15 protein-coding genes are annotated in these 13,670 nt (G+C 41.0%); 11 read left to right on the top strand and 4 right to left on the bottom strand.

The features are described from left to right. Nucleotides 1–105: 105 nt before the first annotated feature. The 3 genes from HGD76_RS21185 to HGD76_RS21175 all read right to left on the bottom strand — a co-directional run bounded on the left by HGD76_RS21185 (nucleotide 106) and on the right by HGD76_RS21175 (nucleotide 3,155). Complete coding sequence (locus tag HGD76_RS21185) at nucleotides 106–1,509, bottom strand: NAD(P)(+) transhydrogenase (Re/Si-specific) subunit beta (RefSeq protein ID WP_168696949.1); 1,404 nt, start codon at nucleotides 1,507–1,509, stop codon at nucleotides 106–108. Next, a complete protein-coding gene (locus HGD76_RS21180; protein WP_015081070.1) occupies nucleotides 1,506–1,799 on the bottom strand; it encodes an NAD(P) transhydrogenase subunit alpha part 2 in 294 nt (97 codons plus the stop codon). Before HGD76_RS21180 ends, HGD76_RS21185 begins: the two co-directional genes overlap by 4 nt. 201 nt (nucleotides 1,800–2,000) lie before the next feature. Next, complete coding sequence (locus HGD76_RS21175) at nucleotides 2,001–3,155, bottom strand: Re/Si-specific NAD(P)(+) transhydrogenase subunit alpha (RefSeq protein ID WP_168696948.1); 1,155 nt, start codon at nucleotides 3,153–3,155, stop codon at nucleotides 2,001–2,003. A gap of 563 nt (nucleotides 3,156–3,718) precedes the next feature. On the opposite strand from HGD76_RS21175, the gene HGD76_RS21170 reads away from it, so the two are divergent. The 9 genes from HGD76_RS21170 to HGD76_RS21130 all read left to right on the top strand — a co-directional run bounded on the left by HGD76_RS21170 (nucleotide 3,719) and on the right by HGD76_RS21130 (nucleotide 8,806). Then, nucleotides 3,719–4,231, top strand: a complete 513-nt coding sequence (locus HGD76_RS21170) for a DUF2808 domain-containing protein (RefSeq protein ID WP_168696947.1) — start codon at nucleotides 3,719–3,721, stop codon at nucleotides 4,229–4,231. 153 nt (nucleotides 4,232–4,384) lie between these two features. Beyond that, entirely contained in the window at nucleotides 4,385–4,519 is a 135-nt protein-coding gene (gene rpmH / locus HGD76_RS21165) for a 50S ribosomal protein L34 (RefSeq protein ID WP_015081067.1), read from the top strand. Between the two features lie 27 nt (nucleotides 4,520–4,546). Next, on the top strand, nucleotides 4,547–4,936 hold the full coding sequence (gene rnpA, locus HGD76_RS21160) for a ribonuclease P protein component (RefSeq protein WP_148764476.1): 390 nt from the start codon (nucleotides 4,547–4,549) through the stop codon (nucleotides 4,934–4,936). After that, nucleotides 4,923–5,309, top strand: a complete 387-nt coding sequence (locus tag HGD76_RS21155) for a PH domain-containing protein (RefSeq protein WP_168696946.1) — start codon at nucleotides 4,923–4,925, stop codon at nucleotides 5,307–5,309. The genes rnpA and HGD76_RS21155 overlap by 14 nt, the downstream gene beginning before the upstream one ends. A gap of 231 nt (nucleotides 5,310–5,540) precedes the next feature. Beyond that, nucleotides 5,541–6,686 (top strand): membrane protein insertase YidC, encoded by a 1,146-nt coding sequence (yidC, locus tag HGD76_RS21150; protein WP_148764472.1) that lies wholly within the window; start codon nucleotides 5,541–5,543, stop codon nucleotides 6,684–6,686. A 2-nt stretch (nucleotides 6,687–6,688) separates the two neighbouring features. Continuing rightward, nucleotides 6,689–7,204 carry a Jag family protein gene (locus HGD76_RS21145; RefSeq protein ID WP_168696945.1) on the top strand — a complete coding sequence of 172 codons (516 nt, stop codon included), beginning with the start codon at nucleotides 6,689–6,691 and terminating at the stop codon, nucleotides 7,202–7,204. A gap of 86 nt (nucleotides 7,205–7,290) precedes the next feature. After that, nucleotides 7,291–7,794, top strand: a complete 504-nt coding sequence (locus HGD76_RS21140; protein WP_168696944.1) for a YceD family protein — start codon at nucleotides 7,291–7,293, stop codon at nucleotides 7,792–7,794. A 327-nt stretch (nucleotides 7,795–8,121) separates the two neighbouring features. Further along, nucleotides 8,122–8,421, top strand: a complete 300-nt coding sequence (locus tag HGD76_RS21135; RefSeq protein WP_168696943.1) for a type II toxin-antitoxin system HigB family toxin — start codon at nucleotides 8,122–8,124, stop codon at nucleotides 8,419–8,421. Continuing rightward, nucleotides 8,405–8,806: a helix-turn-helix domain-containing protein gene (locus HGD76_RS21130; RefSeq protein WP_053538769.1), complete on the top strand. Its 402-nt coding sequence runs from the start codon at nucleotides 8,405–8,407 to the stop codon at nucleotides 8,804–8,806. The genes HGD76_RS21135 and HGD76_RS21130 overlap by 17 nt, the downstream gene beginning before the upstream one ends. 29 nt (nucleotides 8,807–8,835) lie before the next feature. Here the strand turns inward: HGD76_RS21130 and miaA are convergent, their stop codons facing one another. Continuing rightward, on the bottom strand, nucleotides 8,836–9,732 hold the full coding sequence (miaA, locus tag HGD76_RS21125) for a tRNA (adenosine(37)-N6)-dimethylallyltransferase MiaA (RefSeq protein WP_168696942.1): 897 nt from the start codon (nucleotides 9,730–9,732) through the stop codon (nucleotides 8,836–8,838). A 7-nt stretch (nucleotides 9,733–9,739) separates the two neighbouring features. Between miaA and HGD76_RS21120 the strand changes: the two genes are divergently transcribed. After that, nucleotides 9,740–9,910 (top strand): hypothetical protein, encoded by a 171-nt coding sequence (locus HGD76_RS21120; protein WP_174783113.1) that lies wholly within the window; start codon nucleotides 9,740–9,742, stop codon nucleotides 9,908–9,910. Between the two features lie 248 nt (nucleotides 9,911–10,158). Then, a complete protein-coding gene (gene gyrB, locus HGD76_RS21115) occupies nucleotides 10,159–13,401 on the top strand; it encodes a DNA topoisomerase (ATP-hydrolyzing) subunit B (protein WP_168696941.1) in 3,243 nt (1,080 codons plus the stop codon). Nucleotides 13,402–13,670 lie beyond the last annotated feature (269 nt).

Genomic DNA, 13,670 nt, shown 5'->3' with positions numbered 1-13,670 from the left:
GTAAGTAACCTATTATAATTAAATCAGATTTTTGGCATAAAAAAATTACTTGAGAAGTATTACACCTCCCAAGTAAGTTGACAATATTAAACAATTCGGATTGTCTTAAAGTTGCTTGACCTCACTAACCAACTTAGCCACCATATCCTTAGCGCTACCAAACAACATCGTCGTCTTATCCTTGTAAAACAACTCATTATCCACACCGGCAAAACCAGCACTCATACCGCGCTTAATCACAATAGTTTGCTTTGCGCGATCAACCTCTAAAATCGGCATCCCATAAATAGGACTATTCTTATCACTACGCGCCGCCGGATTGACCACATCATTAGCACCAATCACCAACGCCACATCAGCCTGTTCAAACTGGGGATTAATATCATCCATGTCATACAACTGCGTATAAGCCACATTAGCCTCCGCCAATAATACATTCATGTGTCCCGGCATTCTCCCCGCCACCGGATGTATCGCATATTTCACATCTACACCCATGCGCTCTAATTGATCAGCCAACTCCCGGACGCTATGCTGGGCTTGAGCAACCGCCATACCGTATCCTGGGACAATCACCACAGAACGCGCATAACCCAACATCATCGCCCCTTCTTCAGGATCTATACTGCGGACAGTTTGATTACTCGCACCAGCAGCAGCACCACCACTAGCAGTAGAGACAGAACCAAAAGCACTAAATAAGACACTGAACAAAGAACGGTTCATAGCCTTACACATAATTTCGGTCAGGATTAAACCAGAAGCCCCCACCAAAGCACCAGCGATGATTAACATATTGTTCATCACCACAAAACCCGCAGCAGCAGCCGCTACACCTGATAAAGAGTTTAACAGCGAAATGACAACGGGCATATCACCGCCACCAATAGGCAGTACAAACATCACACCTAAGACCAAGGAAACAGCCACCACCCCTAAAAATACGGGGAGGCTATCGGGTGTTATGATTAAATAGGCACTTCCAGCCAGATAAGAACCCAACAGCAACAGGTTAAAAGGTTGCTGTAACGGGAATGTAATCGGTGTACCGCTAATTAATCCCTGTAATTTGGCAAAAGCGAGAAAACTACCTGTTAATGTCACACCACCGATTAACACATCTAACAACATAGAAATGTTGACATCGAGGGGGATAGGCTGTGAACTATCTAATAACCGCCAAAATTCAGCAACGGCAATTAATGCGGAAGAAGCGCCGCCTAAACCATTTAGTAAACCCACCATTTGGGGCATTTCCGTCATTTGCACTTTGTAAGCAATAACAGCACCAATTACCGAACCAATTGCCAAGCCTACCAAAATCATCTCATAATTTAATACTTGTTGATCTAGCAACGTGGCAACAATAGCCAATAACATTCCCACCGCAGCGATAAGATTACCGTTTCTTGCACTAGCGGGAGAACCCAGCTTTTTCAAACCTAAGATAAATAATGACGCAGCGACTAAATAAGTTAGCTGAATCCCAGTTGGTAAAAAATCGCTCATGCTTTAACTTCCTTTTTTTTAAACATTTGCAGCATTCTGTCAGTGACTAAAAAACCACCGACAACATTCACCATTGCCAAAATTACGGCAATTAAACCGAGAATTACCGATAAATTCGTGTTTTTCTCCCCCGCAGCCAGAATTGCACCAATTACGGAAATCCCAGAAATGGCATTTGAACCAGACATTAACGGGGTATGTAATGTGGGGGGAATTTTGTTGATGACTTCAAAGCCGATAAAAGAGGCTAAGACCAGTACAAATAAAGCCGGAAGTAATGCTTGTGTCATGTGATTTTTGGATTTAAGAGGTTTCGCGCAAAGATACAAAGGAGCAAAGACGCAAAGAGAAGATTTACAACAATCATGGAAAATATCCCTTAAACACTCATTTCTCTGTGAACTCTGTGCCTCTGTGGTTCGTTATTCCATAATTAGTCCGCGCAGGCGGACTTCGCCTGTGTAGCCGCGAATTCTATTCGCCTGGGCTTTTTAAACCGCTACCGCTTGCAAAGCGTCCTTTACTCGTTGGTTTCTAATTTCTCCACCATGAGTAACACAAGCAGCGTCAACGATATCATCACTAAAGTTGATTTCTAAGGCTTTGTCTTTAATCAACAGTTGCATTAATGAAGTAACGTTTTTTGCATATAGTTGGCTGGCGTGTACTGGCATGGATGAGGGTAAATTAATTGGTCCGATAATTGTTACTCCGTTCCAAATTATATCTTTACCCGCTTCTGTACAAGCGCAGTTTCCACCCTGTTCTGCGGCTAAATCCACAATTACTGAACCGGGTTTCATTTGTGCTACCATTTCCTCTGTCACCAGTCTGGGGGCTTGTCTTCCTGGTACTTGGGCGGTGGTAATAACGATATCGGAGTTTTTGACGTGGCTGGCTACTAGTTCTTGGGTACGCTTTTTACTGTCTTCGGAAATTTCTTTAGCGTAACCACCCGCTGCAACGGTTTCTTCTTCGAGTTTGACTTCGACGAATTTCGCCCCTAAGCTTTGGACTTCTTCTTTAACGGCTGGGCGGATGTCAAAGGCTTCTACTACTGCTCCTAGTCTACGTGCGGTGGCGATCGCTTGCAATCCTGCCACACCTGCACCCATAATAAATACTTTGGCGGGAGCAATTGTCCCCGCAGCGGTGGTTAACATGGGGAAGTATTTCGGTAATGCCGCCGCCGCAATCAATACGGCTTTATAGCCCGCCAGTGAAGCCTGGGAAGACAAGGCATCCATGCTTTGCGCCCTGGTGGTACGGGGGATTAATTCCATGCTCAAAGCGGTAATTTGCCGATTTGCTAATTGTTGAGCAATTACGGGATTTCCCAGGGGATTAAGGAAGCTAATTAATACAGAGCCAGATTTAAGTAATTCAATTTCTGTTCGGCCGTCTTCTCTGGTTTGCGGTGGGCTAACTTTGAGTAAAATATCTGCTTCACTCCATAATTGGGCAGAATCATGGCTAATCTTTGCCCCTGCTGCTTCATAGTCAGCATCACTGAAAAATGCTTTTTCTCCCGCACCAGCTTCTACCCAAACGTCTAAACCTTGTTTGACTAATTTGCCTACGGTGTCGGGAATTAAAGCTACACGCCGTTCACAAACTTCTATTTCTTTCGCAACTGCTATTTTCATGCAATCTCCTGGATATAAATACTTAACATCACCCGTTAACTTTTAATACTTCTTGTGTCAAATTAGTATCATTAAGCTGATGGGATGATTAACCATGAATTACCTTTGTAGATAGAATTTCCAAATTTTGCTTTTGCTATCTTCCTTATCTAGTCACAACCTCAACTTGACAGTATGCAGATATCATCCTTACAAAACAGCTATAAGTAGAATTAGTTATCGCACATCCTCTGCCGATTTCCACATTTTGGATATTGTTCTTTAGATTATTTTATATTTTGGAAAATTCGCACTCTTTTTTTTGATTCATTATGGAATTTTTAATCATTTGTGATATATCTGAGTATTCATAATTAGCAACAAAAATTATTCTTTTAGATAATAAAATTAAGAATGTTTACACTAAATGCTAAATAACAGTAATTTTGCTTTATAGATGGAATTTTTCACAAGAATGGCACTTTTACCTTTAACTAACGTCTATTGTCAAGCATATAGTAGTAAAGTTTAGTTACAAATACTAACGCTTAGTTAAAAACTATCCACTAGAGGAAACCTAATTTATGAAATGCTTACTTTCTGCCTTAGCTGTTACTAGCTGTTTATTAACAAGTTTTTCGGCTACAACTTGGGCGCAAAGCTTACCCGGTTTGACACTTTTTAGCGGTGTCAAAGCTGATAATCAACTGCCCTACCGTTTGGATTTTGGCGGACAAACCCATAGCACGGATCGTTATATACTAAGACTTCCAGCCCAAAAAATGAAACTGGCAGTAGCTCAATTTGCCATTACCTATCCTGATTATTACAAGGGACGTTTTGATACCAAAAGTGTTGAGGTTCTAGTTAAAGGTAAAAAAGTTGCCCTGTCTGAAGTCAAATGGGATAAGGCAGGTGGGGTGATTCAAATATTTCCCCAAGAACCAGTTCCCGCTGGTCAAAAAGTGGAGTTAGTCTTCTCCAACGTTGAAAATCCGCCCTTCGGGGGAGTTTATTATTTCAGATGTCAAGTTCTTTCCCCTGGTGATGTACCATTACTGCGTTATATTGGTACATGGATTATCAGTATTACTTAAAAAGGGAACAGACAACGGACAACGGACAACGGACAACGGACAACGAACAACTGACAACTGACAACTCCATCCAGAAATATGTTTTTGTTGCCTGTAAAGTGGTAAAATATCAGATTGTGACTTTTTATGAAAATCGCCTAAAAGGAGAACAGTATGCAAAGAACCCTGGGCGGCACTTGCCGTAAGAGAAAAAGAACATCTGGATTTCGCGCCAGAATGCGGACACCAGACGGCAGAAACGTGATTAGCGCTAGAAGAAAAAAAGGACGGCATCGTTTGAGTGTTTAGGGTAAAATTCAGCAATTAATAACTGTTGTGGCTTTGCCCAAAGCATATCGTCTCAAATCCCGTCAGGATTTTCAGGCAGTTTTCCGGGAAGGAATTCGGCGACATAGTTCTCATTTCACTTTGAGAGCTTTAAAACCTACTCTTTTGACAGAACCTTCTTTGGATACTGCCCCCCCTAGCACAAAAATTGGTATTGCCATTAGTACAAAAGTCAGTAAACGCGCCGTTGTTCGCAACAAAATCAAAAGGCAAATAACAGCAGCATTACATCAACTATTGCCTAAATTACTCCCAGGATGGCGGCTAGTATTAATTGTGAAACCAACAACAACAAAATCTGAGTGCGAAACTCAGAAATTTCTGCAAGAATTAGAGCAGTTGTTGGCACAAACTGAGGTATTAAATGGGCATTCGTGAAGAAGTTTTTTATGAGGGTGGTCCCCACATTGGGGATTTGATTTTCAACCTGCTAATTGGACTGACAGTGGTGGGTATCCCCTTAGCTGTGGGGGCAATAGTCAGGGCTATATGGCTGCGCTTCCGGATCACAGATCGAAGGATATGTGTAACTGGCGGTTGGATGGGACGCGATCGCTTTGATGTAATTTATTCAGAAGTGGTAAAAGTTGTCAAAGTTCCCCGTGCCATCGGCCTATGGGGAGATATGGCAATCACTCTCAAAAATGGTACTCTCATAGAAATGCGGGCTGTTCCTAACTTTCGGGAAGTCTATGACTACATTAATGAAAAAGTTGCTGCTAAAAATCCCCAATATAGCAGTCTTAAATAAGTCCTTTGTCCAAAGCGTCAACATTCAGATTTTTAGATAATGTGCGGCTATCCGTAGCTTCCCTCGCTGGGGTAGCTTGTGGATAGTCACAGCAATGCTTAACAAAAACCTCTACAATATAGAGCAAAAGCTTGGGAGAGAACCCCCTCTAGTCAGAGGATAGGCTCAACTAAGCATCCCATTCCTCACCGGGGTGGGAGTGTCAAAGTACCGCAGGTTGAATTCAGAATAATGGATTTTGGTATCGGGTTTCTCTCGAACAACGTGATGTTGCCAATCATAGACCTTTTCTATGGTTTTGTCCCTAGCTATGGGTTGGCGATAGTAGCTTTAACATTGATTATCCGCTTTGCACTCTATCCCCTGAGTGCCGGTTCTATCCGTAGTATGCGACGGATGAAAGTTGTGCAACCGCTGATGCAAAAGCGCATGGCAGAAATCAAAGAACGCTATAAAGACGATCAGCAAAAGCAACAAGAGGAAATGCTCAAGGTCCAAAATGAATTTGGTAATCCCTTAGCAGGATGTCTCCCTCTACTTTTGCAGATGCCAGTATTACTAGCACTGTTTGCCACTTTGCGGGGGTCGCCTTTTTCCGGCGTTAACTATTCCGTTAATCTGCAAATCTTCCCTCAAGAACAAATTGAGCGCATTCAACCCCAAGCCTTTGCCACTTCTCCGCAAAATATTTATATTGCTGATGGAGAACATACTCCCATTTCTGCCATTTTACCAGGCGGTAATAAGTTAACAGTGGGAGAAAAGACTAAGATTCAATATCAAACCGTAGAAGGGAAACCATTTGATTTGCTCTTAGCAGAACACCCAGAAACTAAATTAACACCTGACTGGAAAATCACTAAAGGTGAAGAAAGGGTTAAAATTGATGCCCAAGGCAATATAGAGGCTCTAGAACCCGGAGACGTGACCATTCAAGGCACAATTCCCGGACTAGCAGCAGAGAAAGGATTTCTCTTTATTGATGCTTTGGGTCGAGTCGGAGCTATTGATGCCGATAACACAGTCCACTGGGATATTGTGGGGATGATTGTCTTCTTTGGTATCAGCCTTTATGTGAGCCAAATGCTTTCTGGACAAAATTCCAGCGGTGGCAACCCTCAGCAAGATACAGTAAATAAAATTACCCCTGTCATCTTTTCTGGGATGTTTTTATTCTTTCCCCTACCGGCTGGGGTACTCATGTATATGGTAATTGGTAACGTTTTCCAAACCGTCCAAACCTATATTCTCTCCCGTGAACCTCTACCAGAAGAAATTCAAAAAATCGTAGATTTACAAGAGAAAGAAGCCCAAACTATCGAAGTAAAAGCGTTGCCATTTGAACCCAAAAGTTCTAAGAAAAAGGCTAATGGTTGATTATGAGCGACATTTCTATGCAAAGTAGTGAACAATGGTTACAGAATTTGCTACTTCTGACTGGTGTATCTACCCAAGTACGGGCTAATTTAGAAACTACCCCATCTTCTGAGCAAGATGTCCCAGCAGGAGCAAGCTACTGGTTGACAATAGATCAAACTAATTTAACATCAGAACAAATTAGGATTTTAATTGGTGCTGGTGGTTCGGTGCTAGACGGAATTCAGTATCTAGCAAATTCCGTTCTCAACTTAAACCAACCAGAAGACAATCAAACGGCTTACACGGTTGAATTGAGTGGTTATCGGGTGAGACGACAAGGCGAAATCCGCACTTTAGCCGAAAATGCTGCCGCAGAAGTTCGCTTTTCGGGCAGAGAGGTAGAACTTCAATCTCTTAGTTCTTCAGAACGTCGCCAAATCCACACGTTATTGCAGGAATTTTCTGATTTAGAAACCTTCAGTCGTGGTAAAGAACCTTATCGTTATTTAGTTGTTCGTCAGGCAGTTACACCATAATTAGGGAATAGGGAATAGGTGATGATTTTATCAATCACCATTTACCCATTACCCATGCTCAATTTTAAGGGTATTTCACAAATCCTATGGACGCTATTTTTATTCCGCAGCTAACCAAAGCCCCGGAGCGGACAGAGGAAATTCAAGTTCAAGAGTTTCTGCCTGGACTAGAAACATTGACACCAGTTCGCGGAGTTATCCAGGTTAAACATCAGGGTAATTATTTAGAAGTTTCATCTCAGGCAGAAACAATTGTTACCTGTACTTGCAACCGCTGTTTGCAGCAGTATAACCATCGTTTGGTTCTGAATACTCAGGAAGTTATTTGGTTAGACGAAACCGCTAATCAAACGGAAGATTTGCCTTTAGAAATGGAAGTCGCTATCGAAGATTTACTGGAAACTTTAGCACCTGATGGTCATTTTGATCCCAGTGAATGGCTCTATCAGCAGATGTGTTTAGCATTACCTCAGCGTCAATTATGCAATGTTAATTGTCCAGGTATTTTAGATGCTGCTGTTTCTGAACCACCTACGGATAGCCGTTGGGCTTTATTAGATGCTTTGAAAAAACAACTCCCAGATAATTAGTAAATTTACTATTTGGTGTGTTATGGCTTAATTCTTTATGGCTCGGTAAAAGCTGTTAATACTCTCTCAAGCTCCTCAAGGATTTTTTATCTTTGTGGAGTTTTTAATTACAGAGAAATGAACCACGTTCGCGGAGCGTCCCGAAGGGATAGAAGCGAAGGACACGAAGGGAAGAGGGTTTTAGAGAGATTTTGCATAAGCCTTAATAAGGGCTTGACAATTCACTCTCATTTTGAGAGAATATAAATAGTTAAAAGAGTTAAAAGGTAAGAGGAAGCAGAACGATGACTCTAACAAAAAAGTTAAAAAATAAACCCAAAATATATTATGCACTTAATTCACATTCGCACCCTCCGCGAAGAAGCAGCAAAGTACCCTGATATCAAAAAACAAATTGAAGATTGGTATAAAACAGTTAAAAAATCCGAATGGCAAAGTTTAAATGATGTTCAAAAATTTCACCGAGATGCTGAAGCTGTTGGTAATTTTACTGTTTTTAATATCAAAGGTAATGATTATCGTTTAATTGTAGGAATGGATTATGAAGATCAAACGGTGTACTACAAATACTTGCTAACTCACGCCGAATATAGTAAAAATAAATGGAAAAATGACCCTTACTTTTGACCGAAATACTTATAGTCAATTACTAGCTGAAATCGCTCCTCAAGTAATTGAAACAGAGGAAGACTATGAACGGTTTCTAAAAGTTGCAGAATATCTAACTTTTAAAAAAAATCGTAGTCCAGAGGAGCGAGCTTTACACAAATTGCTTGTCAGACTAATTGAAGATTATGAGGAAGAAAATTATCCAATGGATGAATCTACACCTCATGAAATATTGCTACATATCATGGAATCTAGCGGAATTCGTCAAGCTGACTTAGTACGTATTCTTGGTTCTAGCAGTGGTGTAGTTTCAGAAGTTGTCAACGGTAAACGTTCAATTAGCAAAGCACAAGCAAAAGCCTTGGGAGAATATTTTAAGGTTTCTCCTAGTTTATTTATTTAGAGTTCGGTTTTACCAGATCCCCGACTTCTTCAAGAAGTCGGGGATCTATTTATTCGTCTCCAAACAGTTTCTAATAAATCAGGATTATTCATGTCAACATATTCAAGATTAGGAGATTGTCTAAACCAAGTTCGTTGACGTTTGGCGAATTGTCTGGTATGTAAAAAAATTAATTCTTTAGCTTCTTCTAAAGAAAGTTCACCAGTTAAATATTGCTTGATTTCTTGATATCCTAATGTATTTAATAAAGATAAATCAGTACCATATTTTTGACAAAGATATTCAACTTCACCAACTAAACCATCAGCTATCATTTGCTCAGTCCGGTTGCGAATTCTCACATCTAAATGTTCGGCATCAGAATCTAAACAAATTTGTAAAATTGGATAATTCGGAGGATTTTCTCCTTGCTGCTCAGAAATGGGAATACCAGTTGTATAGTAAACCTCCAAAGCTCTTAAAGTTCGCACCAAATCGTGAGCATGAATTTTTTGAGCAGCGATCGCATCAACTTGTCGCAATATCTGGTAAAGTTGAATTTGCCCAAGAGATTCTAATTGCGATCGCAATTCTGGCTGTGGTGCAACTCGGGGAATCTTCATTCCTTGCACAATGGAACGAATATATAAACCAGTCCCTCCAACTAACAACAGTGTTTCAACTCCCAAACTAGCAATTAAAGCTTGTGCTTGTTCCTGATAATCTGCTAATGTCATTATTTCAGTTGGTTCACAGATATCTATCAAATAATGGGGAACTGATTTTTGTTCAATCACATTTGGTTTAGCTGTACCAATATCAAACTCACGATACACTTGACGAGAATCCGCACTAAGAATTACAGTATTTAATCTCCTCGCTAAACTCAAAGCCAAACCAGATTTACCCGTCGCTGTTGCCCCACAAATTACAATTAATTTAGTCATTAGTCAGTTGTCAGTTGTTCGTTGTCAGTTGTTAGTAGGGGCGAAGCATTTGGAAGATAAATTATCGGTCATTGCCAAAAATAGTTCTCCAAATGCTTCGCCCGTACAGTTGTCAGTTGTTCGTTGTCAGTGGGGAAAAGAACGAAAAATAGGGAATTTTCTTGCCAATTATCACTAGTACATCACGGCGTAAATAAAGCAACCATATTCAATCGCCAAAAAGCCTACTGTATATTAGTTTTGACTTTTGATTTTTGACTTTTGACTTTTGACTTCCGCCCTGCGGTACTAGGGTGATAACCCCTATATAAACTTCTCATTAAATTGCGCTACAGACGGCAGGAAGGCTTTTGTGATATACTATTGGGGTGATTTAACTTTTTTCGCCTTTTGGCGATATTAACCCCAAGCATCAGGAGAATTTTCATGACGAGCAGTTACAGTGCCGATCAGATTCAAGTTCTGGAAGGTCTGGAAGCCGTCCGCAAACGACCAGGGATGTACATTGGTACTACAGGTCCGCGAGGACTCCACCATTTAGTTTACGAGGTAGTGGACAACTCTGTTGATGAAGCTTTAGCTGGTCACTGTACCCATGTTGAAGTGGATATCAATGCTGATGGTTCTGTGACAGTAACAGATGATGGTCGGGGTATTCCCGTAGACATCCACCCAAAAACCGGGAAATCAGCTTTAGAAACAGTGTTAACTGTTCTCCACGCTGGTGGTAAGTTTGGTGGTGGTGGCTACAAAGTTTCCGGTGGTTTACACGGGGTGGGTATTTCCGTTGTTAACGCCCTGTCTGAGTTTGTAGAAGTTACGGTTTGGCGTGATCACAAGGTACATAACCAGCGATATGAACGCAGTTTCGCCGTTACGGAATTGGTCGCAACGCCTTATGAAGAAGATAGAACGGGTACTTCTATTACCTTCAAGCCAGATACACAAATTTTTACCACTAGCATAGAATTTGATTACATTACTTTATCAGGTCGTTTGCGCGAGTTGGCGTATTTGAATGCAGGTGTCAGAATTATTTTTACGGATCATCGTTTAGAAATCCTGAAAAGCGACACACCGAGAATAGAAACTTACGAATATAAAGGCGGTATTAAGGAATATATCGCCTACATGAATCGTGAAAAGCAACCACTTCATGAAGAAATTATCTATGTGCAAGGGGAACGTAACAACGTCCAGGTAGAAGTTTCTTTGCAGTGGTGTACGGATGCTTACACAGATAATGTCCTCGGCTTTGCTAATAATATTCGGACTATTGATGGTGGTACGCACTTAGAAGGTTTAAAGGCAGTTTTAACTCGGACATTAAATGCCACCGCTCGTAAACGGAATAAAATTAAAGAAGGTGAATCTAACCTCAGTGGTGAACACGTCCGTGAAGGTTTAACGGCTGTAATTTCTGTTAAAGTCCCTGATCCTGAATTTGAAGGACAAACTAAAACTAAACTGGGAAATACAGAGGTTCGCGGGATTGTTGATTCTTTTGTGGGTGAAGTTCTTACAGAGTATTTGGACTTCCATCCGGCGATCGCTGATGCTATTTTAGATAAAGCTATCCAAGCGTTTAAAGCTGCTGAAGCTGCCCGTCATGCGCGGGAATTAGTCCGTCGGAAATCAGTATTAGAATCTTCTCCTCTTCCGGGTAAATTAGCAGATTGTAGTTCCCGCGACCCTGCTGAGTCGGAAATATACATCGTGGAAGGCGATTCTGCGGGTGGCTGTTTTCATGGTGATACATTAGTAGCATTAGTTGATGGGCGATCGCTCAGTTTTAAAGAAATCGTCGCCGAACAAGCAATCGGCAAAGAGCATTTTTGCTACACCATTCGTAATGATGGCACTATTGGGGTAGAACGGATTATTAACCCCCGCATGACTAAAGCCAATGCTGAAGTCATTAAGGTAACATTAGATAATGGCGAAACAATTGTTTGCACACCGGCTCATCGCTTCATGTTACGCGATGGCAGCTACAAGCAAGCTGCATTTTTAACCCCTGATGATTCCCTCATGCCCCTATATCAGCAAATATCTGATATAAACAATCTAGGGATTACCATTAATGGTTATGAAATGGTTTGGAATCCCCGTTCTGATTCTTGGTTGTTCACCCATACCTTAGCGGATTGGTATAACCGTTATTTAGGTGTTTATCAGCTAACAGACGGAGAACATTGCCATCATATTGATTTCAACAAACGCAATAACAATCCTACCAATTTACAGCGATTATCGGTTGAGTCCCACTTAGCTTTGCATCGCGCTCATATTGAAAAAACATTACATCGTCAAGATGTAATTGAAAAGAGCCGGAAAACTCGTCAAGGTAAAGAATTTCGTGCCAAGATGAGTCAAAGAATGCAGCAGCCGGAAACGCAGCAAATTTTGTCAGCACAAGCTAAGGAACAATGGCAAGATGAAGCTTATCAAAGCTATATGCTGGGCAAATGGAGAGAGTTTTATGACAATAACGAAACTTATCGTCAGGAAAACCATGAACGCCTCAATCAAGCACAGCAAGACTATTGGAGTGATGAAGCCAACCGTTTAGCCCAATCCCAAAGAGTTAGCACCTATTTTGCGAATAATCCCCAAGCCCGTGAAACTCAATCAGTTTTGGCTAAGGAACAATGGGAAAATGAAGCTTTATTGACATGGCGGCGAGAAAAAACACAGCAACAATGGACACCTGAATTTCGCGCCCAACGTCATGCTACTTTGCAGCAAACCTACTATCGCAAAACTATTACTGTCCTCAAGCAGATTGAAGTTGAGCAAGGTAAGCTTGATTTAGAAGCTTATAATACTTACCGTCAACAGACAAAAGACAAGTCTTTATTACGGTTTGATAGTTTTTGTCAACGTTACTTTGATGGTAATCCAGCATTAGCTTATGAAGCTGTTGCTAATTACAATCACCGCATTGTCAGTATTGAACGTTTAGCAGAACAGGTAGACGTTTACGATATCGAAGTTCCGCAAACACATAACTTCGCTTTAGCCAGTGGTGTTTTTGTTCACAATAGCGCCAAACAAGGACGCGATCGCCGCACCCAAGCAATTCTGCCCTTGCGTGGTAAAATCCTCAACATCGAAAAAACCGACGACTCTAAAATCTATAAAAATAACGAAATTCAATCGTTAATTACTGCACTCGGTTTAGGTGTCAAAGGTGAAGAATTTAATGCTGCACAATTACGATATCATCACATAGTCTTGATGACCGATGCTGACGTAGATGGGGCGCACATCCGCACGCTGTTGCTAACTTTCTTCTATCGCTATCAACGGGCATTGATTGAACAAGGTTTCATCTATATTGCTTGTCCTCCACTGTACAAAGTAGAACGAGGAAAAAATTATCAGTATTGTTACAGCGAACGGGAATTGCAACAGCATCTAGGTACTCTTCCCAGCAATGCTAACTATACCATTCAACGTTTTAAAGGTTTGGGAGAAATGATGCCAGAACAACTGTGGACAACCACCATGAATCCAGAAACCCGTACCCTCAAACGAGTGGAAATTGAAGACGCAGCCGAAGCTGATCGGATTTTTACCATCTTAATGGGCGATCGCGTCGCACCAAGACGGGAATTCATTGAAACTTATGGTTCTAAACTGAATATGACAGATTTAGATATCTAAGGTAATGGGTAATGGGGAATTGGTAATTAAGTTTCTACCTCCCCCGTTCCCCGTTCCCTGTTCCCATAACTTTTTCGCTAAAAATCACAAATTTTCTCCACAAATAGGGAAAGCATTTGCTATGCTTAGAAAGCGCAACTAGATATTATCTACAAAGCAAAGATTGGTAAGCATACACAAAACTTTTCATAACCAGATGACAGCCGCTTTCTTAAAATCAGAAGTATTCAAAATCACAGTTGACATACGTAAAATTACTTAAACAGATC

The organism is Dolichospermum flos-aquae CCAP 1403/13F, from assembly GCF_012516395.1.
Classification (GTDB): domain Bacteria; phylum Cyanobacteriota; class Cyanobacteriia; order Cyanobacteriales; family Nostocaceae; genus Dolichospermum; species Dolichospermum lemmermannii.
The sequence above is the reverse complement of the archived record's forward strand: the minus strand, read 5'-3'. Positions and strand labels throughout refer to the sequence as shown.